General features: G+C 75.8%; 22 protein-coding genes. 14 read left to right on the plus strand and 8 right to left on the minus strand.

Features of this window, described 5'->3' with window-relative positions; all coding sequences use genetic code 11:
• Position 1: 1 nt before the first annotated feature.
• Entirely contained in the window at positions 2–3,283 is a 3,282-nt protein-coding gene (locus GKE82_RS14255; protein WP_154733754.1) for a M14 family zinc carboxypeptidase, read from the minus strand.
• Positions 3,284–3,385: 102 nt separating this feature from the next.
• On the opposite strand from GKE82_RS14255, the gene GKE82_RS14260 reads away from it, so the two are divergent.
• The 8 genes from GKE82_RS14260 to GKE82_RS14295 all read left to right on the plus strand — a co-directional run bounded on the left by GKE82_RS14260 (position 3,386) and on the right by GKE82_RS14295 (position 11,512).
• Positions 3,386–4,339, plus strand: coding sequence for a Gfo/Idh/MocA family oxidoreductase (locus GKE82_RS14260; protein WP_196189238.1), 954 nt, complete (start codon positions 3,386–3,388; stop codon positions 4,337–4,339).
• A 61-nt stretch (positions 4,340–4,400) separates the two neighbouring features.
• Complete coding sequence (locus tag GKE82_RS14265) at positions 4,401–5,327, plus strand: GNAT family N-acetyltransferase (protein WP_154733756.1); 927 nt, start codon at positions 4,401–4,403, stop codon at positions 5,325–5,327.
• Entirely contained in the window at positions 5,324–6,025 is a 702-nt protein-coding gene (locus GKE82_RS14270) for a bifunctional 2-polyprenyl-6-hydroxyphenol methylase/3-demethylubiquinol 3-O-methyltransferase UbiG (RefSeq protein ID WP_154733757.1), read from the plus strand. Before GKE82_RS14265 ends, GKE82_RS14270 begins: the two co-directional genes overlap by 4 nt.
• Positions 6,018–7,421: a hypothetical protein gene (locus tag GKE82_RS14275; protein WP_154733758.1), complete on the plus strand. Its 1,404-nt coding sequence runs from the start codon at positions 6,018–6,020 to the stop codon at positions 7,419–7,421. Before GKE82_RS14270 ends, GKE82_RS14275 begins: the two co-directional genes overlap by 8 nt.
• The gene (locus GKE82_RS14280) at positions 7,418–8,170 is read left to right on the plus strand and encodes a bifunctional 2-polyprenyl-6-hydroxyphenol methylase/3-demethylubiquinol 3-O-methyltransferase UbiG (protein WP_154733759.1); all 753 of its coding nucleotides are present in this window, start codon (positions 7,418–7,420) and stop codon (positions 8,168–8,170) included. The genes GKE82_RS14275 and GKE82_RS14280 overlap by 4 nt, the downstream gene beginning before the upstream one ends.
• A 9-nt stretch (positions 8,171–8,179) precedes the next feature.
• Positions 8,180–8,611: an FdtA/QdtA family cupin domain-containing protein gene (locus GKE82_RS14285; RefSeq protein ID WP_107567549.1), complete on the plus strand. Its 432-nt coding sequence runs from the start codon at positions 8,180–8,182 to the stop codon at positions 8,609–8,611.
• 5 nt (positions 8,612–8,616) lie between these two features.
• Positions 8,617–9,759, plus strand: coding sequence for a DegT/DnrJ/EryC1/StrS family aminotransferase (locus tag GKE82_RS14290; RefSeq protein WP_196189406.1), 1,143 nt, complete (start codon positions 8,617–8,619; stop codon positions 9,757–9,759).
• Positions 9,752–11,512, plus strand: a complete 1,761-nt coding sequence (locus tag GKE82_RS14295) for a glycosyltransferase (RefSeq protein WP_154733760.1) — start codon at positions 9,752–9,754, stop codon at positions 11,510–11,512. The genes GKE82_RS14290 and GKE82_RS14295 overlap by 8 nt, the downstream gene beginning before the upstream one ends.
• A gap of 2 nt (positions 11,513–11,514) precedes the next feature.
• On the opposite strand, the gene GKE82_RS14300 is transcribed toward GKE82_RS14295, so the two are convergent.
• The 6 genes from GKE82_RS14300 to GKE82_RS14325 all read right to left on the minus strand — a co-directional run bounded on the left by GKE82_RS14300 (position 11,515) and on the right by GKE82_RS14325 (position 17,911).
• Positions 11,515–13,122 (minus strand): PAS domain S-box protein, encoded by a 1,608-nt coding sequence (locus GKE82_RS14300; protein WP_154733761.1) that lies wholly within the window; start codon positions 13,120–13,122, stop codon positions 11,515–11,517.
• A gap of 64 nt (positions 13,123–13,186) precedes the next feature.
• Positions 13,187–14,932: a hypothetical protein gene (locus tag GKE82_RS14305; RefSeq protein WP_154733762.1), complete on the minus strand. Its 1,746-nt coding sequence runs from the start codon at positions 14,930–14,932 to the stop codon at positions 13,187–13,189.
• Positions 14,933–14,960: 28 nt separating this feature from the next.
• On the minus strand, positions 14,961–15,254 hold the full coding sequence (locus GKE82_RS14310) for a DUF4333 domain-containing protein (protein WP_107567554.1): 294 nt from the start codon (positions 15,252–15,254) through the stop codon (positions 14,961–14,963).
• Between the two features lie 53 nt (positions 15,255–15,307).
• Positions 15,308–15,715: a DUF4234 domain-containing protein gene (locus tag GKE82_RS14315; protein WP_154733763.1), complete on the minus strand. Its 408-nt coding sequence runs from the start codon at positions 15,713–15,715 to the stop codon at positions 15,308–15,310.
• 114 nt (positions 15,716–15,829) lie between these two features.
• Positions 15,830–16,831, minus strand: coding sequence for a glycosyltransferase (locus GKE82_RS30830; RefSeq protein ID WP_154733764.1), 1,002 nt, complete (start codon positions 16,829–16,831; stop codon positions 15,830–15,832).
• Positions 16,832–16,897: 66 nt separating this feature from the next.
• A complete protein-coding gene (locus GKE82_RS14325) occupies positions 16,898–17,911 on the minus strand; it encodes a DUF354 domain-containing protein (RefSeq protein ID WP_154733765.1) in 1,014 nt (337 codons plus the stop codon).
• A gap of 47 nt (positions 17,912–17,958) precedes the next feature.
• On the opposite strand from GKE82_RS14325, the gene GKE82_RS14330 reads away from it, so the two are divergent.
• Positions 17,959–18,393, plus strand: a complete 435-nt coding sequence (locus tag GKE82_RS14330; RefSeq protein ID WP_107567559.1) for a VOC family protein — start codon at positions 17,959–17,961, stop codon at positions 18,391–18,393.
• Here the strand turns inward: GKE82_RS14330 and GKE82_RS14335 are convergent.
• Entirely contained in the window at positions 18,390–19,511 is a 1,122-nt protein-coding gene (locus tag GKE82_RS14335; protein WP_154733766.1) for a DegT/DnrJ/EryC1/StrS aminotransferase family protein, read from the minus strand. The two genes, GKE82_RS14330 and GKE82_RS14335, sit on opposite strands and share 4 nt — an antisense overlap.
• Positions 19,512–19,565: 54 nt before the next feature.
• Here GKE82_RS14335 and GKE82_RS14340 point away from each other — a divergent pair, with 54 nt between their 5' ends.
• From GKE82_RS14340 to GKE82_RS14360, 5 genes are all read left to right on the plus strand, one after another.
• A complete protein-coding gene (locus GKE82_RS14340) occupies positions 19,566–20,246 on the plus strand; it encodes a DedA family protein (RefSeq protein WP_154733767.1) in 681 nt (226 codons plus the stop codon).
• Entirely contained in the window at positions 20,243–21,067 is an 825-nt protein-coding gene (locus GKE82_RS14345) for an undecaprenyl-diphosphate phosphatase (RefSeq protein WP_158276663.1), read from the plus strand. Before GKE82_RS14340 ends, GKE82_RS14345 begins: the two co-directional genes overlap by 4 nt.
• Before the next feature lie 27 nt (positions 21,068–21,094).
• Positions 21,095–22,192 carry a phosphoribosylformylglycinamidine cyclo-ligase gene (gene purM, locus GKE82_RS14350; RefSeq protein WP_107567563.1) on the plus strand — a complete coding sequence of 366 codons (1,098 nt, stop codon included), beginning with the start codon at positions 21,095–21,097 and terminating at the stop codon, positions 22,190–22,192.
• The gene (locus GKE82_RS14355; RefSeq protein ID WP_154733769.1) at positions 22,189–23,097 is read left to right on the plus strand and encodes an alpha/beta fold hydrolase; all 909 of its coding nucleotides are present in this window, start codon (positions 22,189–22,191) and stop codon (positions 23,095–23,097) included. Before purM ends, GKE82_RS14355 begins: the two co-directional genes overlap by 4 nt.
• Before the next feature lie 81 nt (positions 23,098–23,178).
• Positions 23,179–23,757: a hypothetical protein gene (locus tag GKE82_RS14360; protein ID WP_154733770.1), complete on the plus strand. Its 579-nt coding sequence runs from the start codon at positions 23,179–23,181 to the stop codon at positions 23,755–23,757.
• Positions 23,758–23,770 lie beyond the last annotated feature (13 nt).

The following is a 23,770-nucleotide window of genomic DNA, read 5'->3' on the forward strand; positions in this document are numbered from 1 at the left end:
CCTAGAGCCGCTGCGCCTGCAGCGTCGCGGTCGCGCGGCGGGCGCCCGCCGCCGCGGTGATCCGGACCGTGTAGCGGCCGCGCGGCAGGCCGCGGGCGGCGAGCGTCACCCGGTAGGTGCGGCGCGCGGCCCGGCCCTTCAGGACCTTCGTCGCGACGCGGCGGCCGCCGCGGGTGACCGTCACGGTGACGGTCGAGCGGCGCGCCACGCGGTAGGCGATCCCCAGCCGGCGGTTGCCGGTGCCGCCGAACGCGGGCAGCTCGAGCTTCGCCGTGGTCAGCAGCCCGCACGAGTCGGGCCGGTGGAACGCCGGGCGGACCGCGAAGCGGCCGCCGGCGCGCACGAGCGTCACGCGGCGCACGTCGGTGCGTCCGCGGGAGCGGATCGTGAAGCGCACGTAGTAGACGCCGTCGGCGACGGCACGCCCGCGCGCGTTCGCGCGGCCGTTCCAGGTGACCGAGCGGGAGATCCCGGAGAACGAGGCGACGCGGCGGTTGCCCACGACGCGGCGGCCCGCGCTGACCCGGAAGACGTCGATCCGCACCGGGGCGGCGACCCGCCGCGCGAACCGCAGCCCGATCCGGGTGCGCGAGGCCGGGGCGACGGCGACCGAGCGGAAGCCGGAGGTCGCCGCGCAGGAGCCGGAGCCGGAGCCCGAGCCCGACCCGGAGCCCGAGCCGCCGCCGACGATCTCGTCGGCGTTCGCGCCGCAGACCGCGCCGAGCGCCGCGGTCCTGCCGCGCTCGACCTCGACCTTGCGGGTGGCGAGGACCTGGTCGCCCTTGAGGCAGTCGATCGTGTACGCCTCGGTCGCCTTGCGGGGCCGGATCGTGTCCTGGCCCTGGCGGAAGCGCTCGATCCGGCCGCTCCAGCCACCGAAGCCGAGGTAGTTCGTGACGCGCAGGACGTAGTCGCCGACGGGCGGGGTGGCGAGGAGGATCTCCTCGGTCGCGCCGGGGGCGCCGCCGGAGGAGCCGACCTCCTTGAGCTCGCCGCCGACCTTGCGGAACAGGGTCAGGTCGTAGTCGTCGACCGGCAGGGCGCCGTCGACGGTGATCCGCAGGAGCGCCGCGGCGTCGGCGTCGGTGACGTCGAACGGGACGTCCTCGAACGTGCCGTCGGCGCCGGCGCCCGCGACCTGGTTGGGCTGCGTGGAGCCCTTCTCGGCGATCGCCTCGCTGCGGGCGGCCTGATCGGCCACCCCGGGGAACACGCGCTGGTCGACGAACGGGCGCGTGGAGGGGTTCACGTCCCAGGAGAACGTGCCGCTCTTCGCCACGTCGATCGTCGACTCCAGGACGTCCGGGAACGTCTGGACGGGCCCTTCGACCATGCCCAGCGGCGTGTCGACGAGGTCGAGCTCGGCCGGGCGCACCGGCGAGGTCTCCGACACGACCTCCTTGCGCAGCCGCAGCGTCACGCCGGCCGGGGCGCGCCCGGTGAGCAGCGAGTGCTCGGCCCGGTCGGCCGCGGTGGTCGCCGCGTCGTAGTAGGCGAGCCGGTTGCCACCGGAGTGCCCGGTGGTGACCTTCGAGCCGCTGTTCCAGTGGCGGATGACGTTCGCGAACGCGGGATGGAAGCCGCCGCCCTCCTTCTCGCCGGCGTCCTCGCCGATCTCGAACGTGTAGCCGTAGCCGCCGGTGGTGGAGTACGACCAGTCCTCGGTGCTGCCGGTCGTGTCGTACAGGCCGTAGGACGGGCCGGAGCTGTAGCCGTTGCGCGACGCCATCCGGTCGCCGAGCTTCTTCATCGCGGGCTCGTCGACCGGGTTGCCCTGCGAGCGGACGCCCGGCGGGCGCAGCACGAGGTTCGAGAACGTGTGGTTGGTGATCAGCGTCGTGACCTGCCGCTGGGAGATGAACGCGCGGATGTTCTGCGTCTCGTTCTCCGAGAACGGGCCGTAGCCGCGGAACGTGTCGTAGACCGGCAGGGCGCTCGCGCCGCCGCCGCCCCACAGGACGCCGTAGTTGCGGTTCGGGTCGACGCCGAGCGTGCGGTTGACCGGCAGCGCGCAGACGCCCTGGGGCAGCGACGTGGTGCCCTCGGTCAGCCGGCAGTTGCGGCGCTTGTAGTTCAGCGCCGGGTCGACGAGGTAGACGGCGGTCTGGTTGAGCCCCGTGTCCGGGACCTGCGCGTACTGGGGGTCGTTCTGCAGGTCGGTCGGCGCCTCGCGGGAGACGTTGAAGCCGTCGACGTTGACGACGGGGATGACGACGGTGCGCACGCGGGCGAGGAGGTCGTCGACCTTCGCGTCCTTGCCGGCCTTCGTGACGAGCTCGTACGCCCACTCCATCGCGTGCTCGCCGGACGGCCACTCGCGCGCGTGGTGGACGCCCATCTGCATGAACGTCGGGCGGCCGTCGGAGGCGCCGACGTTCTTGGCGATCTCGACGCCGTGGACCTCGCGGCCCTCGACGGTCTTGAACGGCAGGGTGATCGGGCGCACGAGGCCCGGGTAGCGCTCGACGAGCTGCTTGAGCTCGGCGTCGTAGTCGACGAGGCGGCGGTACTCGGTCCGGCCGGAGGGCAGCGACTCCGCCGGGGCCTGGCGCAGCGTGGCGCCGCCGGTGCGCGCGGTCCGGCCGCGCAGGCGGGCGGTCGCGAGGCGGTCCTGCGTGCGGGTCGCGGCGAGCTGGCGGACGAGGTCCTGCACGACGACCTCGGCGCGGAAGCCGGCGCGGCGCAGGCGCTCGAGGTCGGCGTCGCCGTAGAGGACCGCCTGCACGTGGTCGGCGGTCGCGTGCTCGGTGAGGTCGAAGCCGAGCGCGGCGAGCTGGGAGATCTGCTCGCGGCCCGTGATCGGGATCTCCACGAGGCTCGGGCGCGACGCGGCGGTGCCGGTCGGGATGCCCAGGGCGCTGACGGTCAGCTCGGCCTGGCGGGCGGTGCCGCGGCGGCGGCAGCCCTGCACGACGACCGTGCGGCCCTGCCCGACGAAGCCGGCCCCGACCTCGCTGGCGCCGAAGCCCGCGCCACCGGTGATCAGACGGCCCGTGGCCTGGTCGAACGCGGCGACGTCCCAGTCCCCGGAGGCGGCCTTCAGCGTGACGCCGAGGACGCCGCTGACGGGCATCGTGACCTCGCGGCGCACGACCCCGACCCGCTGGTCCAGGGGCGCGGCCACGCACGAGCGCGCGACGGGCTGCTCGACGGTGAGCGTGGAGCGCAGCACGGTGGCGGGCGCGGTCAGATCGGCGGCCTGGGCGGCCGGGGCGAGCGCCGCGCCGGCGGCGAGCGCGCCGACGGCGGCGGTCCGGAGGCGACGGGAGAGCGAAGCGGTCATCGGATGCTGCAACGACGCACGGCGCGGTTTCTGGCGGTCGACGGCGATCTGGCGCCTGCGGACGTCGTCGCGCAAGTTCCCGGCGCACCGTCCGATCACCGGGTGGTGCTGCGCGCCGGGATCATCGGGGCGGGCGCCGCGGGCCACGCCCACGCGCACGCCGTGAACGCCCTCCCTGCCGACCTCGTCCGGGTCGTCGGGGTCCACGACGCCGACCTCGAGCGCGCCCTCGCCCTGGCCGGAGCGACCTGGGCGGAGCCGTTCCGCGACCTCGGCGAGCTGTGCGCCGCCGTCGACCTCGTCGTCGTCTGCAGCCCGACCGAGGACCACGCCGCGCACGTGCTGCGCGCCGCCGCCGCGGGCTGCGACGTCCTCGTCGAGCGGCCCGTCGTCCCGCGCGCGCAGGACCTCGCGCGGCTCCACGCCCACGTGGCGCGCGCCCCGCGGCGGATCGTCGCGCAGGCCGGGCACGCCGCCCTGCACGACCCGCTGCTGCGCGTCCTCGTCCGCGCCCTCGCCCCGTACCAGCCGGCGACCGTCGAGCTGCGCTTCGAGACCCCGCGCGTGCCGGGCGCGCCGTCGGTGGTGGAGATCCTCCACGACGCGCTGACCGTCCTGCACCCGCTGACGCGCAGCGCGCCCGCGCAGATCCACGCGTCGGCTCGGCGGCGGCGGTCCGGCGGTGGCCTGGAGCACGTGACCGCGCTGGTGACCACCGACAGCGGCGTGCTCGCCACGCTGCACGTCGGCCATCTCTGCGACCGCCCGACGAAGCTCGCGCGCGTCGTCACCGACCGCGTCGTCGTCGAGGCGAGCGGCGACACCGGCGAGGTCGTCGTCCACCCTCGCGGCGACGACGGGGAGGTCGTCGTCCACCCGGCCGGGCAGGAGGACGCGCTCGTCGCGCAGGCCCGCTCGTTCGTGTCGGCGGTGGGCTCCCGGGCGGTCCCGGCCGTGCCGCTGTCCGCCGCCCTGCCCGCGCTCGAGCTGACCGAGAAGGTGCTGCGGCACGTCGACCTCGGCGAGCGGCTCGGGTCGGGCCGCCGCGCGGCCTGAGCCTCCCGTGCTCGCCCCGCGGGTCAAGGCGCGGCCGTCGCGGCCGACCACCCGGGACAGGATGTCCCTCCCATCCGCACTGCTGTTCAACGACCCGCGCTACCACGCCGTCCACGCCCCGGACGGCGCCCGCAGCGTCGTGCTCGCGCACCGCACCGACGACCGGGTCGTCGGGACGCTCGCCGGGGTCCTGGACGGTCCCACCTTCACCTCCGGCTACTCGGCGCCGTTCGGCGGCGTGGACCTCGAGCGCCCCGACGAGACCCCGTCGCGGATCTGCGCGGTCGTCGACGACGCGGTCGCCCAGCTCGACGCGCTCGGCGTGCGCGAGACGGTCGTGCGCTGCCGGCCCGCCTGCCACGGGGCGCCGGCCGCCGAGGACGCGGTGCGGTTCGCGCTGCTGAACGCGGGCTTCGCGGTCGCCGAGGCCGACCTGTCCTTCACGCTCGACCTGCGCGGGATCCGCGACGGGGAGCAGTGGCTCGCCGCGCGCAAGCGCGAGCTGCGCCGCGCGGTCCGCCAGGCCGAGCCCGAGCGGCTGACGCTCCGCGACGCCGAGGACTGGGACGCGGCGTTCGCGCTGCTGCGCGCCAACCGCGAGCAGCGCGGACGGACCCTGTCGGTCGACCTCGAGCGGGTGCTCGCGGTCCGCGGCGCGTTCGGCGACCGCGTGCGGCTCGCCGTGCTGCGCCACGACACCGAGGGGCCGGTCGCCGCCGCCCTGACCTACCGCGTCAGCGGTCCCGCCGAGCTCGTCGTCGCGTGGGGCGACGCCGACCACGACCTGCCCGCCTCCCCGATGCCCGTGCTGGCGCTGCGGCTCGTCGAGCGCGCCCTGGACGACGGTCTCGCGGCGCTCGACCTCGGCACCTCGACGCTGCCCGACGGCGCCGGGCACCGCGTCCCCAACGACGGGCTCGTCCAGTTCAAGCGCGCGGTCGGCGCGACCGCCGAGCTGCGGCCCGTGCTCGTGAGGCGGACGCCGTGAGCGGCGCCGACTACACCGCGATCTACGACCCGGACGTCGACTTCGACGCCCGCTACACGCTGGCGACCGCCGCGCGGATCGTCCCGCACCTCCACGCGGGCGAGCACGTGCTCGAGGCCGGGGCGGCGACCGGCCTGATGACCGCCGAGCTCGTCGCCGCCGGGGCGCGCGTGACCGCGATCGACCGGTCGGTCGGGTACCTCGAGCGCCTCCACGCGCGCGGGCTCCCCGGGGTCGTCACCGCCTGCCGCGACCTCGACGCCGACGCGCTGCCTGCCGGGCCGTTCGACCACGTCGTCGCGACGAACCTCCTGCACGAGCTCGACGACCCCGCCGCGTTCCTGCGCCGCGCCGCCGCGGTCCTGCGGCCCGGAGGGCGCGTGCACGTGTCGGTGCCCAACCCGACGTCGCTGCACCGCCTCGTCGCGCTGGAGATGGGCCTGCTCGCCGACCTGCACGAGCTGTCCGCGCGCGCCGAGGGCCTGTCGACGCGGCGCATGCTCGACCACGAGACGCTCGCGGCGCACGCGCGCGACGCGGGCCTCGCGGTCGAGGACCGCACCGGGGTCCTCTGCAAGCCGCTCCCCAACGCGCTGATGGAGCAGCTGCCCGCCGCGGTCCTCGACGGGCTCGACGCGGTCAGCCACCGCGTCCCCGACCTGTGCGCGATGACGCTGATGAGGCTGCGCCGTGCGTGAGCCCGTGCCGTCCGTGCCGGCCGTCCCCGGCCCCGCCCCGCGCCCGCGGCGCGCGCGGCCCGGCACGGTCACCGTGCTCGGCGGCAGCGTCGCCGCCCTGGTCACCGCGGACGCCCTGGCGCGCGCCGGGCGTCCCGTCGCGCTGCACCTGCCCGCGCGCGGCGCCGGCGGCGGCTTCGTCGCGCTGCGCCGCGACGGCCGCCGGCTCGAGCTCGGCGTCCGCGCGCTGGAGCTGGGCTACGAGGACGATCCCGCCGAGGCCCCGCCGCTCGCCGCGTACGACCCCGGGTTCGGCGGTCACCGCGCGTACACGCCGCTCGTCCGCCGCTGGGTCCAGGAGCTCGTCGGCGACCGGCTCGTCCCGCTGCCCGCCCCGCAGCTCGTGCTCGACGGCCGCCGCCACCCGGACGTGCACTTCACCGTCGACCTGCACGGGCTGCCCGCGCTGCTCGGACCGCGCCGCACCGCGCGCGTCGCCCGCGGCGCGGCCGCCGCGATCGCGCAGCACGGGGCCCGCGGGATCGCGCCCGACGCCCACCGGGACCTGACGCTCGCGAGTGCCTCGCTGGCCAACCACGGCACGACGTTCCACGAGACGCTGATCGCGCCGCTGGCCGACAAGTTCCTCGCCGACGGCGCCCGGCGCACGCTCGCGACATGGCGACGGAAGGTCTGGATGCCGCTGTTCTGGCCCGCGACGCTGCTGGAGGCGTGCCGGCCCGACGGGCCCGCGTTCCGGCCGCAGCGACGCTTCGAGACCGTTGCCGACACGCCCGGGCCCGAGGGTCCCGACGGCGGTCCCGGCGCGGTCGTCGCCGCGCTCCTGGCCCGCCTGCGGGCCGCGGACGCCGTGCGGATCGCGCCGCTGGAGGGCCGGCCCGCCGCCGCGCTGCGACCGGGCACCGTCGTCGGGCTCGGGCTGCGCGACCTCGACCCCGCGTACGCGCCCGAGCGCGCCCGCAGCGTGCTCGCGTGGCTGGAGGTGCCCCACGACGGTCCCGTGCCGCTCGTCCACGTCGCCGACCCCGAGAACCCGCTCGCGCGCGTGAGCGACAGCGGCCCCGGGCGGCGTGACGGCACCCGCGTGCTGTGCGCCGAGCTGCGCCACGACACCCCGAAGGAGCGGATCGACGCCGACGCGCGACGCGGCCTGCGCGACGCCGGGCTCCTGACGGCCGCCGCGCTCACCACCGCCCCGACCGTGATGACCGGCGCGCAGCCGACCTTCGACGCCCCCACCGCCGCGACCCGCGACGCGCACGCCGCCGCGCTCGCGCGCGTGCGGGCCGCCCACCCCGGCGTGGTCCTCGTCGGGCCCGCCACCGCCCCCGGGGCGGACGCGTTCAACGAGCAGGTCGTCGCCGGGCTGGCGGCCGCGGAGGCCCTGACCCGATGACCCCGACCACGCACGCCCCGCTGGACGCCGACGCGCTCGACGCGTACGCGCGCCGCTACTACCTCGTGCAGGACGACGTACCCGACCTGCACGTCGAGGACCTCCAGCAGGTCCACTCCGCCGACCTGATCGCCGACGCGGTCGCGGGCGCCGGGCGCGTGATCGAGCTCGGCTACGGGGTCGGGCTGATGACCCGCGAGCTGCGCGACCGCGGCGTGCCGATCGAGGTCCTCGAGGGCTCGCCGCTGCTCGCCGCCGCGGCCCGCGAGGCCCACCCGGACCTCGTCGTCCACGAGGGCCTGTTCGAGTCGTTCGTGCCCGACGAGCCGGTCGACGCGGTCCTCGCCCTGCACGTCGTCGAGCACGTCGACGACCCGCGCACGCTGCTCGCCCACCTCGCCACGTGGCTGCGGCCCGGCGGCCGGCTCGTCGTCGTCGTGCCGAACGCCGAGTCGCTGCACCGCCGTCTCGCCGTCCGCATGGGCCTGCAGCCCGCGCTGGACATCCTCTCCCCCCGCGACCACCTCGTCGGCCACCAGCGCGTCTACACGCTGGACGGGCTCGCCGCGGACGTCACCAGCACCGGACTGCGCCCCGTGTCGGAGCTCGGCTGGTTCCTGAAGACCCTCCCGAACTCGATGATGCTCGACTGGCCGCGCGAGCTGCTCATCGCCCTCAACCAGATCTCCGACGAGCTCGAGCCGCGCCAGCTGGCGAACATCGGGCTCGTCGCCGAGCGCCCCCGATAGGAGCACCCGATGGCCCTCGCCGACTGCCGCATCATCGGCTTCCCGAAGATCCACGACCCGCGCGGCAACCTCACCTTCATCGAGGGCGGGAACCACCTCGACTTCGACATCAGCCGCGTCTACTACATCTACGACGTGCCGGGTGGCGCCGAGCGCGGCGGCCACGCCCACAAGCAGACGCAGGAGCTGCTGGTGGCGATGAGCGGCTCGTTCGACGTCGTGCTGAACGACGGGATGGTCGAGCAGAAGTTCCACCTCAACCGCTCCCACTACGGCCTCTACGTGCCGGCGATGACCTGGCGGCACCTGGAGAACTTCTCCTCCGGCTCGGTCTGCATGGTGCTCGCCTCGCACCGCTACGCCGAGGAGGACTACTACCGCACCTACGAGGGGTTCGAGGCCGCGCTGCGCGGCGACGAGCCGCTGCCGGTCGCGGCGTGAGCACCCTGGCCCGGGAGCGACGCGCGGCCGGCCGGCCGGTCGGCGCGCCGGACCCCGTCCCGTTCCTCGACCTCGGCGCCGCGTACGCGGAGCTGCGCGACGAGCTGGACGCCGCCGCGCTGCGCGTCCTGCACTCCGGCTGGTACGTGCTCGGCCCGGAGGTCGAGGCGTTCGAGCGCGCGTTCGCCGACTGGGTCGGCGTGCGCGAGGCGGCGGGCTGCGCCAGCGGCCTGGACGCCCTGACGCTCGCGCTGCGCGCGCTGGGGATCGGTCCGGGTGACGAGGTCGTGGTGCCGTCCAACACGTACATCGCGACGTGGCTGGCGGTCACCGCCGCGGGCGCGACCGTCGTCCCGGTCGAGCCGGACCCCGACACGCACGCGATGACCCCGGACGCGGTCGCCGCCGCGCTCGGCCCGCGGACCGCCGCGGTCCTGACCGTGCACCTGCACGGCCGCGTCGCCCCGGACGCGCGGGCGCTGCGCGCGCTGTGCGACCGGCACGGCCTCGCGCTGGTCGAGGACGCCGCCCAGGCGCACGGCGCCGCGGGCGCGGGCGCGATCGGGCACGCCGCCGCCTTCTCCTTCTACCCGTCGAAGAACCTCGGCGCGCAGGGCGACGCGGGCGCGGTCACCACCGACGACCCGGCGCTCGCGGAGCGCGTGCGGATGCTGCGCAACTACGGCTCGCGCGAGCGATACCGCAACGACGAGGCGGGGATCAACTCGCGGCTGGACCCGCTGCAGGCCGCGATGCTCGCGGTGAAGCTGCCGCACGTGCACGCGTGGAACGCGCGCCGCCGCGCCCTGGCGGAGCGCTACGACGCCGCGCTGCGCGACCGCGTGCCCGGGCTGCGGCTGCCGGTGCTGCCGGCCGACGCGGCCACGCACGTCTGGCACCTCTACGTCGTGCGCGTCCGCGGCGGGGCGCCGGAGCGCGAGCGCCTGCGGGAGCGCCTGGCCGACGCCGGGATCGCCACCCAGGTCCACTACCCGGTCCCGCCGCACGCCTCCGGGGCCTACGCGGCGCTCGGGCTCGGCCCGTACCCGGTCGCGCAGCGGCTCGCCGACGAGGTGCTGTCGCTGCCGATCGGCCCGCACCTGGAGCCGGGGGCGGTCGACCGCGTCGCCGAGGTCCTCGGTGCCTGAGGCCGCCGCCGGAACGCTCGCCGGGCACGCCGCGACGATCGACGGGATCGCGCGCGCCGCGCGCGCCTGCGCCGACGCGGGCCGCCTCGAGACCGCGTCGGCGCTCGTGCAGAGCGCCGCGGGCATCGCCGCGCTGCGCCACCCCGGACGGTTCGCACACCCGGTCCTCGACGACGTGCTCGCGCGCGCGTCCGCGTCGCTGCCGGACGTTGCGTGGGTCGGCGGGCGCGGCGTGCTGCACGTGCTCTCCAACGCGCTGGAGGTCGGCGGCCACACGCGGCTGGCGTGGCGCTGGATGGAGCTCGACGGCGACCGGCCGCAGTCGTTCGTGGTCACCCGGCCGGTGCCCGGTCCGACGCCCCCGTCGCTCGCGGCGGCGGCCGCGCGCAGCGGCGGCCGGGAGTGGCGCGTGCCCGGCGCGCAGGCCGGGCTGCTGGCGACCGCGTCGGCGCTGCGCGAGCTCGCCGCGTCCTTCGACCTCGTCGTGCTGCACGCCCAGCCCAACGACCCGCTGCCGTCGCTGGCGTTCGCCGCCGTGACGGACCGTGCGCCCGTGCTGCTGTGCAACCACGCCGACCACTGCTTCTGGCTCGGCCGCGACGTCGCCGACGTCGTCGTCGGCCACCGCGAGGTCGCCGCGACGCTCGCGCGCACCCGCCGCGGCGTGCCCGCCGGGCGCACCGCGACGCTGCCGCTGCCGCTCGACGACGTGCCGGCGACCGACCCGGACGCCCGGACCGCGGCCCGCGCGCGCCTGGGCATCCCGGCCGCGGCGCGGGTGCTGCTGACGGTCGGCTCGGCCTACAAGTTCGAGGCGCCCGCGGGCGGTCACCTGCTCGACGTGCTGCTCCCGGTCCTCGCGGCGGATCCCGCCGCGGTGCTGCTCGCCGTCGGCCCGGCGCCGGAGGGGCGCTGGGCCGCGGCCGCGGCGCAGACCGCCGGGCGGGTCCTGGCCACCGGGGTCCTGCCCGACGTGGCCGACCTGCTCGCCGCCGCCGACGTCTACGTGGAGTCCTACCCGTGCTCGTCGGGCACCGCCGCGCTCGAGGCCGCCCAGACCGGCCTGCCGGTCGTCGCCTGGGCGCCCGACGCCGCGCAGGCGGCGCTGCTGGGCAGTGCCGGGGCCGCCGCGGGCCTGTGGCCGAGCGCGCGCACCGCCGCCGAGCTCGCCCGGCTGCTCGCCGCCCCCGCCCCGGCGCGTGACGCGGTGCTCGCCCACCACGCCCCGGCCCGCTGGCGGGCGACGCTGGCCGACGCGATCACCGCCCCCCGGGAGGGCGGCCCGGTCCGGGCCGCGCAGCTCGCCGACCCGCCGGTCGCCGACGCTCCCGAGGACCGGCTGCTGCTCGACCTGCACGTCGGGACCGGGCACTGCCACGCCCCCGAGGTCGTGACGCGCTGGGCCGCGCAGGCCGCCGCGCTCGCCGCCGTCCCCGCGGTGGAGCGCTGCTTCGTCCCCGGCCTGCTCGGTCCCACCACCCACCTCGAGCTCGCCCGCTGCTTCACCGACGCGGTCGTCGCCCCCGGGCCGGGCGAGGAGGCGACCGCGGTCGACCGGCTGCGGGCGATCCTGCGGGGCGGGCTCGCGCAGCGCGGGGTCGTCGCGCTCCCGCCCGACCGCGTGGAGGCGGCGTTCCCGGCGCTGGAGGCGGCGCTCGCCGCGGGCGAGGAGGTCGACCTCGATGTCGTGCCGACCGCCGACCCCGGCTCGCTGCTGCACGCCGGCGCCCTCGCGGTGCCGGCGGCCGCCTGAGCTCAGGCCGCGCCGCTGCCCGCGCCCGCGAGGGCGAGCGCCTGCGCCGCGTGCGCGGCCACGACCGCGAGCACCTCGAGCTCGGTGTCCGTCGGGCGCAGGCCGGAGGCGGGCCGGTCGACCGACAGGATCCCGGCCGGGTGGCCGTCCGCGTCGCGCATCGGCACCAGCAGCAGGTCGTGGGGGCGCCAGGCGTCCGCTCCCGCGGCCACCGGTCCGCCGAGCTCCGGCACGTGGTCGGGACCGTCGATCGACACCTCCGCCTCCGCGGGGACGAAGAACGTGCCGGCGCGCGCGAACCGCGGCATCATCAGCGGCGCCCAGTCGGCGTCCGCGTAGACGGCGCCCAGCAGCGCGACGTCGAGCTCCGGGCCGGAGGTCCAGGCGACCTCCCAGCGGCCGTCGTCGCGCCGGCGGTTGACGACGAGGTCCTGCCAGCCGAGGTGCTGGCCGAGCGTCTCGCGCAACGCCGCGTAGATTGCCGCCGGCCCGTGCGGCACGGCGGCGAGGATCCCGGTGAGCCGGCGCGTGGTGCCGACCGTCGTGCGCAGCTCCGCCTCCAGGCGCAGGCGCTCCTCCTCGCGGCGGCGCTCGCGCAGGTCCTTGAACGTGACGAGCACCCCGCCGCGTCCCTGCGCGCCGTCCGGCACGCGGGCCGCGGCGACGAGCACCGGGATCGCCGACCCGTCCCCGTGGCGCAGCTCGTGCGCACCCCCGGCCCCGCCCTCGCGGCGGGTCTGCTCGAGCAGCGCGTCGAGCGCCGCGGCGTCCTGCGGCGGCCAGAACGGCCACGGGGCGCGCGCACCGAGCAGCGCGCCACGGTCGTGGCCGACGAGCCGCTCGAGCGCGTCGTTGACCTGGACGATCGCCCCGTCGCGCAGGACGAGCAGGCCGTCCTGCACGGTCGAGGCGACCGCGGCGGTCCAGCGGCGGTCCTCGCGCAGCTGCTCCTCCAGCCGGCGCTGGGCGACGAGCGCCTCGACCGACCAGCCGACCCGCGCCACCGTCCCGGTCGACGCGCCGCGCTGCACCGTGAGGGTGCCGCCGAGCGCGTCGGCGCCGCGGCGCAGCCGCTCGAGTCCGACGTGGCCCGCCGCGCCCGCGCCGCGCACCCGCCGGTCGTCGACCCCGAGGCCGTCGTCGACGACGCGGACGTCGAGCCGCCCGGCGGCGACCGTGACGTCCACGACCGCCGCGGTCGCTCGCGCGTGACGCACGACGTTGCCCAGCAGCTCGCGCGCGGCCTCGCGCACGAGCGCGTCGTGGATCCCGTGCGCGGCCGGGGTGACCGTGACGGTGGTCGTGAACCGGCCGCGGCGGGCGGCCTCGTCGGCGATCCGGCCGATCGCCACGTCGAGCGGGTCGGCGTCCAGGCCGTCCTCGTGCATCGAGGTCAGCAGCGAGCGCAGCGCGTCCGCGACCTCCTGGAGCCGGTCCGGGAGCGTCGCGAGCAGGTCCTGGTCCCCGGCGAGCGCCTCCTCGGCGTCCTGGCGGGCGGCGAGCAGCGCCTGCAGCGGGCCGTCGTGCAGCGCGTCCGCGAGGCGGCGCCGCTCGGCCCGCTCGGCGTCGACGAGCTCCGCGAGCTCCGGCGATGACGGGCCAGGGACCATCCGGTCCCGAGGATGACGCCACGGCGGACGCGCCACAAGGGCGACGTCCGCCGCGGGCCGGGACCTACTCGTCCTGGTAGGGGGCGCGGACGGTCTTGAACGGCCCGTCCTCGGGGCCGACCTCGAGCGTCAGCGGGCGGCCCTTCTTCGGCGTCTCCTTGTAGTTGAAGTAGACGCCGTCCTTGCGCTTGCCGCTGAGGCGCAGCGCGTCGGTGCCCCACAGGCGGCTGCCGCTCTCGGACTCCTTGCCGAGCAGCAGGCCGAACAGGGCCTCGCCGTCGATGCCGCCCTTGACGCCCTCGGCGTCGAGCAGCACGGTGCCGGAGTCGCGGTCGACGAGCATGCCGATCGTGGAGCCGCGCTTCACGCCGACCGCGGTCGCCGCGAACGTGTACGAGGCGCCCTCGTCCTCGACGCCCGCGTAGAACTCGGGCGCCTCCTCCTTCTTGCCGTCGAGCTCGTAGTAGAGCCCCTCACCGCCACCGGAGACGAACACCGAGTCGGTCTGGCCCGGCGCGATCCGGATCGAGTCGATCGCGACGACGAGGCCGTTGCCGACGAGGTCGAGGTCGACGCGACGCGGCCGATCGAGGTTGGACCCGTCGATCGCGAACGAGATGTTGCGCCCGGCGGGCACCCGGTAGCGCGGCTCCGGGGAGGACTCCCAGTTGCGGACGCTGAACCCCTGGTCGACCTCGATCCCGGGGATCTCCTGCAGGAGCTTCCCGTCGAGGATGCCGGTGGTGCGGCCCTTGTCGTCGGTGAAGATCAGGTGCGGGTGGTCGGAGGGGTTGCCGCGCAGCGTGATCTCCGCGTACTGCTTGGCCTTCGGCAGCACGGAGCCGAGCGCCTCGCCGCCGTCGGCCTCGCTGCCGCCGCAGAACGGGCACGGCTGCTGCTGGTCACCGGGGCTGGTCGGGAGCAGCACCATCGACTGCGTCTCGTCGTCGCCCTCGTAGACCTCGCCGAGGTTCTGCGGGTTCGTGCCGCCGACGTAGCGCCACGTCTCCTCCTGCACGTTCACGTCGACCGCCCGGACGATGCCGGGGAAGTTGTTGTCGTAGACGAGGATCGCCATCTCGCCGTCGCCCTTGTCCTCGATCGCGAACGGCGTGATGGCGTGACCGCCGGTGCCGTCGGCCATGAGGATCCCGAGCGTGTAGTCCTCCTCGCCGGACACGAGCGTGTCGGTGAGGATGTCGACGATCTTCGACGGCTTGCCCTGCACGATCGCCTCCTGGACGAGCGGCAGGTCCTGGTAGACCCAGTGCTCGGCGATGGAGGTCTGCAGCGCGGGGTTGTCGACGATCTCGAGCGCCGCGGTCTGCTCGGCGCCGAACTCGGCGGCCTTGAGGTTCTGCTGGAACATGCGGATCGCGGCGACCGAGAAGCCCATGCAGTGGCCGCCGGCCATGCGCTCGTTCTCGTTCTCCATCCACCGCTTGGCGGGCGCGGTCAGGACGCAGTCCGTGCCGCTGCCGCGGACGCAGACCTGCTCGCCGAAGAAGGACTCGACCTCGGCCGGGGTGAGGTTCTCGGGGCCGACGTCGTTGCCGTAGTTCTCGAAGCCGAAGCCGTCCACGTCCGGACGGAAGCCGCTGTCCGCGACGATCTCGCCGGTCGGCTCGTAGCTCTCGTCGGTGCCGGCGGAGGCGGTGTCGCCCTCCTCGGCGGTGAGGCTGCGCAGCGCCTTGGGGGCGCCTTGTCGCCGAGCGCGGCGATCGGGGTCTTGCCCTTGGCGCGCTCCGAGACCTTCGGCGCGTCGTCGTCCCCGCCGCCGCAGCCGGCCAGCCCGGCGGCGAGCGCGCACGCACCCGCCGCCAGGCGCAGCCGCAGGCTCATCCGAGCTTCCAGCTGATGTTGCCGTCGTCGTCCTTCTGCGTGACGTTGACCGTGCCGGTCCGGCCGTCGCTGCCCTTGGCGTCGCAGGTGAACGTGTCGCCCTTCTTGGCCTCGACGTCGTCGGGGCAGGTCACGGTGACCGTGCCGCCGAGCTGCTCGCTCAGGCTGGCGCCGATGGACTCCTCGGCCTTGTCGGTGTTGACGGTCTTGCCGGTCGAGACCTCCGCCGAGCAGCCGCCGAGCCCGAGGGCGGCGACGGCGAGCAGGGAGACGGCGAATCGCGTGGTCATGGGGGAGAACCTCCGTGGGTCGTTCGGTGGGTGATGGTGCGCTGACCGATGGCTCAGGCGGCCTGCGCCTGCAGCACCCGGTTCAGGTTGCGCTGGAAGAAGTAGGTGCCGACGGGCCCGAGCAGGAACATCAGGACGAACCCGACGGGCGCGCTCATGTCCGGCTCGCGGCCGACGAGGCCCTCGGCGACGTTCAGGCGCTTCCAGGTGCGGAACATCGAGACGACCGCCGGGACGATCACGAGCGCGCCGAGCGTGACGGCGAGCACGGAGGTCACCGGGTTGGTGCCGGCCTCCTCGGTCCCCTTCGCCCGGCCGATCGCGGCGAGCTCCTTGTTGACCTTGTAGTACCAGACGATGCCGTAGATGCCGAGCGTGATCAGCGTCAGGCCGATGACACCCAGCGGGTTGCGCACGCGTCCGTCCTCGCCGCTGCCGGCGATCTGCACGTTCTCTGCCATGGGAATTCCCCCGTATGTGGTTGCTGACCGGCCCCGTCGCAGCCCTGCGACGCTTGGAACTGGGCCGTTGAGGCGCGGAAGGTAGCAGGCACGCGGCGGGTCTCCAACCCCACCTCAGGCCACCGTGACGAGCGGCACACCCGGTGCGGCGGCGCCCGGGAGGTGCCGGCCGAACGCCTCGAGGATCGTCCGGCGCTCCGCGTCGGGCGTGTAGCGCGCGCGGATCGCGGCGGACGCGGTGCGGGCGCGCGCCTCCAGGCCGGCCGGGTCGGCGCGGTGCGCGTCGAGCACCTCCTCGACCTGCCGCGCGAACGCGACGATGTCGCCCTGCGGGACCGGGTAGCCGTGCTCGTGGGTGAAGTAGTCGCGCCCGCCCATGCCGTGGTAGCCGACGACGAGGCAGCCGGCCGCCATCGCCTCCTTCGGCGGGAACGGGCAGCCCTCCGGGTAGCCGAACGAGAGGAAGACCAGCGAGGAGCGCTGGGCGGCGGCGACCTCGCGCTCGTTCATGCCGTGCAGCGGCACGACCTCGACGTCGCGCAGCGCGCCGCGCTGGCTGAGGATGTTCAGCACCTGGCCGGCCTGGTCGGCGTGCTTGCGCGGCATGTACGTGAGCCGCCGCGGCCGCGGCGCGCCCGTCTCCTCCACGAACCACAGGGCCGGGTCGAGCTGGTAGGTGATCCGCCGCACGTCCAGGTGCGGGAACGCGTAGCGCAGGTAGGCGGCGTTGTCGTCGCTGACGCAGACCGCGCCCGCGACCTCCGGGTGGTCGTAGGCGGTGGTCCCGGGGGCGGTGACGTGGTCGTAGCCGTGGAACGTGTTGTAGGCGTTCTGGTTGAACACCACCTTGCGCACGCCCGGGGCGATCTCCCCGAGTCGCGGCCCGTAGACCTCGGGCACGACGAGCAGGTCGCGGCCCGGCACGGGCGCGGCCTGCGCCGCGCACACGACCGGGGTGGCGTGCTCGAACCAGGTGCAGGCGAAGCCGGGCTGGTCGTGCACGACGACCGCCGGGATGCCGGCGTCGTTGCAGTGGTCGACGGCCCGGTAGACGACGCGGACGCCCCCCGAGGGGACGTCGGTGTCGGGGCACACGAAGTACGCGCGAGGCTCCACGCCCGGGTGGTCGGCCGGGACGGCTCGCGGTTGAGCGCCCGCGCGGCGCCTGACCGGCGCCCGGGCTCAGCGCAGCGGCGAGCAGAGCAGGTCGACGAGGACCGCCGGGTCGCGCGTGACGCGGTCCGGGGACAGGGCGCCCGGCGCCCGGTCGGGCGCGCGGGTGAGCTCGAGCTCCGCGGCGGAGGAGAGGCGGCGCAGGCGGCCCTCGGCGATGAGCCGCTCGTCGACGGCGCCGAGCCGCCCCTCGAACGTCGTGTAGACGGGCGTGCCGAGCGCGACCGCCTCGCGGTTCATCGTGCCGCCCGCGCTGACGACGAGGTCCGCGAACGCGATCAGCGACGGGGCGTCGATCGCGCGCTCCGGGACGATCACGCCGCCGAAGCGGGCGAGGTCGGCGCGCTGCTCGGGCGTGCGCGGCAGGACGACGACCTGGCCCTGCTCGCGCAGCCGGTGCAGGGCGGCGGCGAAGACGTCGTTCTCGAAGCGGTGGTAGAGCGCGACCGCGGGCGGGGTGCGCACGACCGCCAGCGGCAGCGCCGGGTCGAGGCCGAGCTCGTCGAGGACCGTCGCGTCCGGGGTCAGGTCCGCGAGGTAGTACTCCTCCTTCAGCCCCGCGTAGGCGCGGATCTTCGCCCGTGCCCCGTAGCGGTCCAGGCGCTGCGGGGGGATCGCGTCGGGGACCACGACCGCGTTCCCGAGCCGGCAGTTGACCGTGTGCTGCACGGTCGCCCACTCGTAGTCGAACATCGTCGAGCGCGGGATCCGCAGGAGCGCGGCGGCGACCGTGACGTCGTTGGAGCCGTGGCCGAGCGCGAGGTCGAAGCGGCCGTTGCGGCGCGCCCACCGGGCCAGCGCGGTGCTGCGGTCCACGAGCCCCAGGCCCTTCGCCGCGAGCCGGCCGCCGCGGTGCCGGCCGATGACCTCGGCGTCGATGCCGTGCCGCTCGCACAGCGCGACGGTCTGCGCGAAGTCCCGCGCGGTCACGCGGACCTCGGCGCCGCGCGCGCGGAGCACCTCGATCACGGGGCGCAGGACGAGGACGTGCGGCGAGTTGGTCAGGTCGATCCAGACGCGCATCTCGGTGCGGGAGCGTCGCAGGTCGGACGCCCGGGTAGCGTGCGCGCATGGGCATCACGCGCATGGACAACGTCGCGATCGTCGTCGAGGACCTCGACGCGACGGTCGCGTTCTTCGTCGCGCTCGGGCTCGAGCTCGAGGGACGCACGACCGTCGAGGGGGACTGGTCGGGCCGGGTCACCGGCATCCCCGGACAGCGCGTGGACATCGCGATGATGCGCACCCCCGACGGGCACGGCCGGCTCGAGCTCTGCCGGTACCTCGAGCCGGCGCCGGTCGCCGACCACCGCACCGCCCCGGTCAACGCCCTGGGCTACCTGCGGGTGATGTTCGCGGTCGAGGACCTCGAGGAGACGCTCGCGCGCGTGGAGCCGCTCGGCGGCCGGGTCGTCGACGAGGTCGTCGACTACCAGGGGGTCTACCGGCTCTGCTACCTCCGCGGGCCGGAGGGCGTGCTGATCGGCCTCGCGCAGGAGCTCTAGCCCAGCGCGCCGAGCCCGTCGCGCACCGCGGCGACCACCTCGGCGACCTGCTCGCGGGTCGTCGCCGCGCTGATCGGGATCGCGAGGTGCCGCCGCGCGGCCTCCTCCGTCCCCGGCAGCCCGCCGGGCGCGACCGCGGCGCGGCCGCCCGCCAGCAGGCACTCGACGGCGGGCTGGCGGTGCACGGGCAGGCGGTAGTAGCCGCGCGCCCCGACCCCGCGCTCGGTCAGCTGCGCCGCCAGCGCGTCGGGCTGCTCGGTCCCGATCACGTACAGGTGCCACGCCACGCGGTCGGCGGCGTCGGTCGCGCGCGGGAGCGTGACGAGCTCGCCCAGACCCTCCTGCGCGTACCAGGCGCCGACCTGCGCCCGGTGCGCCGCCCAGCCGTCGAGCGCGGGCAGCTGCACGCGCAGGATCGCAGCCTGCAGCTCGTCCAGGCGGGAGTTGTAGCCGACGTCCGTGTAGGTGACCTTGTCCTCGCTGCCGTGGAAGCGCAGCGTCCGCACGCGCGCGTCGAGCTCCGCGTCGGTCGTGGTGATCGCGCCGCCGTCCCCGAACGCCCCGAGGTTCTTCGACGGATAGAACGAGAACGTCGCGATCGTCCCCAGGCCGCCCGGCCGACCGCCGCCGCGCGCGGTGGACCCCGCGGACTGCGCGCTGTCCTCCAGCACCGGCACGCCCAGCGCGGCGATCTCCCGCACCGGCGCGACGTTGCCGAACAGGTGCACGGCGATGACCGCCTTGGTGTTCGGGGTCAGCGCCGCCTTCACCGTCTCGGGCGTGACGCACATCGTGTGCGGGTCGACGTCGCAGAACACCGGTCGCGCACCGGTCGGCGGGATCGCCTCGGCGCTCGCCCAGAACGTGAACGACGGCACGACGACGTCGTCGCCCGGCCCGACGCCCAGGGCCCGCAGCGCGATCGTGATCGCCTCCGTGCCGTTGGCGACCCCGGCGGCGTGCGGCACCCCGAGGTAGTCCGCGAACTCGCGCTCGAACGCCTCGCCGCGGCTGCCCAGGATGTAGTGCTCGCTGTCCAGGACCTCGTCGACCGCCTCGCGCAGCGCGCCCCGGAGGGCGCGGACGGGGGTCGCGGGGTCGAAGAGCGGCACGGGCATCGGTGCCCGGAAGCGTAACCCTCGGACGCCCGGCCACTATGTCCCAGGAGCGCCATGACCTTCCTCGCCGCCATGTACCTCGTCCTCGGATCGATCACCGATCCCATCGTCGAGCTCGCCGTCGACGTCGTCGACAAGGCCGGGCTCCCCGGGATCTTCGCGATGATGGTCGCGGAGAGCGCGTGCATCCCGATCCCGTCGGAGGCCACGTTCCTGTTCGCCGGGTTCAACGTCGAGCGCGGCGAGTACAGCTTCGTGGCGGTCGTCGCGGTCGGCGTCTTCGCGAACCTCGTCGGGTCGTGGATCGCGTACGCGGTCGGCTACTACGGGCGCGTCGACCTGCTGGAGAAGCACGGCAAGAAGCTGCACATCTCCAAGTCCCACCTGGAGTGGTCGGACCGCTGGTTCGCCAGGTACGGGGACGCGGCCGTGTTCTTCAGCCGGATGCTGCCGATCATCCGCACGTTCATCTCGCTGCCCGCCGGCGTCGCGCGGATGCCGTTCTGGCGCTTCACGATCCTCACCACCCTCGGCTGCATCCCCTGGATCGCCGGGCTCACCGCGATCGGGGTCGGGGCCTCCTCGAAGTGGGAGGAGTGGAAGGACAAGCTCCACTACATCGACTACGTCGTCGTGGCGATGATCCTCGTCGGCGGCGCGTACCTCGCGGTGCGCTGGTACCGCAACCGCTCCGGCGGCGACGGCGGCGCCCCGGTCGCCGACGCGGCCGCGTGAGCTCCGCCACGCGCGCCCTCACCCCCGCCGACGCGATCGGCCTCGGGCTCCTGCACGGGCCCGCCGAGCTGCTGCCGATCTCCTCCTCCGGGCACATGACGCTCGTGCCCTGGCTGCTCGGCCGCCCGTACGCGACCGAGCTCGACCCGGAGCTGCGCAAGGCGTTCGAGGTCGCGCTCCACGCGGGCACCGCGCTGGCGCTGATCGTCGCGCTGCGCGACGAGGTCGGCGAGGCCGCCCGCGGCCTGGACCTGCGTCGCGTGACGCTGCTCGTCGGCTCGTTCGTGCCGCCCGCGGTGGCCGGCTTCACGCTCGAGCGGCCGATCGAGCGGCGGCTCGGCACCCCGCCGACGATCGCGATCGGCCTGCTCGCCGGGTCGGCCGCGATGGCGCTCGCCGACGTGCGCGGGGCCACCGGTCGCGCCCGCGACGACGCCGGCCCCGTCGACGCGCTGCTGCTCGGCGTCGGGCAGGCGTGCGCGCTGATCCCCGGCGCGTCGCGCAACGGGATGACGCTCGCGGTGGCGCGCGCCCGCGGCTTCGACCGCGAGGACGCGAACGTCCTGTCGCGGCACGTCGCGCTGCCGATCATCCTCGGCGCCAGCGCCCTGAAGGGGACCCGGCTGGCCCGGCGTGGCCTGCCGGCCGGGATGGCGGCGCGGTTCGGTCTCGGGGTCGTCGCCTCGTTCGTGTCGACGCTCGCGTCGGTGCGGCTGATCCGCCAGGTGGAACGCGACCGCTCGCTGCTCCCCTACGCCGCGTATCGCACGCTCCTTGCGGGAATCGTGCTGCGGACCGCGCGGCGTCGCCGCACCCTCTGACCGCGTGGTCTGACAGCATCGCTCGCGATGACGGAACCGAACCAGTACGCGGCCGCCGGGGTCGACACGACCCAGTCGGACGCGGGCGTCGGCGCGCTCGTCGACGTGCTCAAGACGATCCGCCTCGACCGCTCGAGCGCCTCGGTGCTCCCCAGCGGCCACTACGCCAGCGTCCTGCGCGTCGCCCCGAACCTCGGCGTGGCCCTGTGCACGGACGGCGTCGGGTCCAAGCTCGTCGTGGCCGAGCAGGCCGACCGGCTGGAGACCGTTGGCATCGACTGCATCGCGATGAACGTCAACGACATCGTCTGCGTCGGCGCGGAGCCGATCGCGATGGTCGACTACCTCGCGGTCGAGCAGGCGGACGCGAGCGCGCTGGCGCGGATCGCGCAGGGCCTGAAGACCGGTGCCGAGGACGCGAACATCGAGATCCCCGGCGGCGAGCTCGCCGTGCTGCCCGAGCTGATCCGCGGCCATCCGTCCCCGCACGGCTTCGACCTCTGCGGCACGGCGATCGGCACCGTGGCGCTCGACCAGATCGTCACCGGCGCGGACATCAAGCCCGGGGACGCGCTGATCGGCGTGCCGTCGAGCGGCATCCACTCCAACGGGTACACGCTCGCGCGCAAGGCGCTGCTCACCGACGTGCGTGGCGACGGCGCCCTGACGTTCGACGACACGCCCGCGCAGCTCGGCGGCGCCTCGGTCGTCGACGCGCTGCTCGAGCCGACCGTCATCTACGTCAAGGCGGTCGTCGAGCTGCTGCGCTCCGACGTGCCCGTGCTCGGCCTCGCGCACATCACCGGCGGCGGCCTGACGAACCTGCTGCGGCTCGTCGGCACGCGGGCGGGCTTCACGATCGAGCAGCCGCTCCCGGTCCCGGGGATCTTCACGCTCATCCAGGAGCGCTCCGACGTCCCCGTCCACGAGATGTGGGAGGTCTTCAACATGGGCTGCGGCTTCGCCGTCGTCGTGCCGCAGGAGCGCGCCGACGACGCGGTCGCGCTGCTCGCCGAGCGCCATCCGGGCACCGCGCGGATCGGCACGGTCTCCGACGCGGCCGGCACGGTGGCCGTGCCGTCGCTGGGCGTCACCGGCGACAAGGACGGCCTGCGCGCGGCGTGAGCGCCTCCGCCGTGGCCGACGCCTACGGGCTCGCGGACGATCCCTCCTGGGAGGACGTCCGCTGGGAGGACCACGAGCGGTCCGTCCGCGTGCGCGGCGCGCGGGTCGCCTACGTCGACCTCGGCCCGACCGACCCGGACGCGCCGGCCGCCGCCCCGCTGGTCCTGCTGCACGGCTTCGGCGGCTGCTGGCAGAACTGGCTGCCGACGATCCCGCCGCTGGCGCGGTCGCGACGGGTGATCGGCGTCGACCTGCCGGGCTTCGGGGCGTCCGCGCTGCCGCGCGACCTGCCCACCCCGGCCGCGTTCGCGCGCGTCGTCGAGGCGCTGTGCGAGGAGCTCGACCTCGGCCCCGTCGTGCTGGCGGGCAACTCGCTCGGCGGCCTGGTCGCGACGATCGTCGCCGGACGGTCCCCGGACCGCGTGGAGCGCCTGGCGCTGCTGGCCCCGGTCGGCGGCGCGCACATCGCCCGGGTCGCGCTGGAGGCCGGACCGAAGATCCTCGGCATGCAGCTCGACCCGCTGCTGCGGCGCACGCCGCTGCGCTCGCGCGAGCACCCGCTCGCGACGCTCGTGCACGACCCCGCCGCGCTGTCGCCGCGGCTGATGCGCGCCGCCCTGCTGCCCGGGGCCGGCAAGCCGGGCGTGCCGCTCGCCGCGCTGGGCATCGGCCTGCAGGGCGTCCGCCACGCGAACCTCGACGGGCTGCTGCGCCGCATCACCGCGCCGACCCTGCTGATCTGGGGACTCGGCGACCGGCTGCTGCCCTCGCGGACCGCCGAGACGTTCACGCGCGGCATCGCCGACGCCCGGCTCGTCGTGCTCGACGACACCGGGCACGTGCCGCAGCTCGAGCGGCCCCGCACCGTGAACCGGCTGCTGCGCCAGTTCGCCGACGGCAGCTGAGCGGCCGGCGCCCGGGCGCGCGGCCCGTGTCCCGCACCGGTCCCGACGCCGCACGCGCACCGCGTGTGATTCCCTTTCCCCGTGGCCGACCGGCTCGCGCTCATCCGGCTCTACGCCCTGCTCGTGCTCGGGTCGATGACGCTGCACGAGCTCCGGTACGCCCTCCCGGGGGAGGCGTCCCCGGGTGGCGCGCACGCGGCCGGACACGGGTACCTCGCGGCGCTCGGGCCGCTCGTCGGCATGCTGGCGGCGCTCGTCCTCGCGGCGACCGTGCTCCGCGCGGCGGCCGGGACGCCCGGACGCGGCCGCGCCGGACGGCTCTGGCCGCTGCTGAGCGCGGGCGTGTTCGGCCTCTACGCCGGCCAGGAGCTGCTCGAGGGCCTGCTCTCCCACCACCACGCCGACGGCCTCTCCGCCGTGTTCGGCGCGGGCGGCTGGGTGGCGCTGCCGGTCGCCGTCGTCCTCGGTGCGATCCTGACGCTCACCGTGCGGATCGCGGACGTCGCCGCGTCCGACGCCCGCCGAGCGGTCGCGCGACTGCTGACGGTCCGGCTCATCCCGCGCGAGAACCCCTGCGTCGTCGCGCCCGCCGCGCTGCTCCTGCCCCGGCGGGCGCCCGCGCGCGAGCGGTCCGGCCGTGGTCCCCCGGTCGCGGTCTGACCACCGACCGCCA

Origin of the sequence: Conexibacter sp. W3-3-2 (assembly GCF_009707605.1) — a bacterium.
GTDB lineage: Bacteria > Actinomycetota > Thermoleophilia > Solirubrobacterales > Solirubrobacteraceae > Paraconexibacter > Paraconexibacter algicola.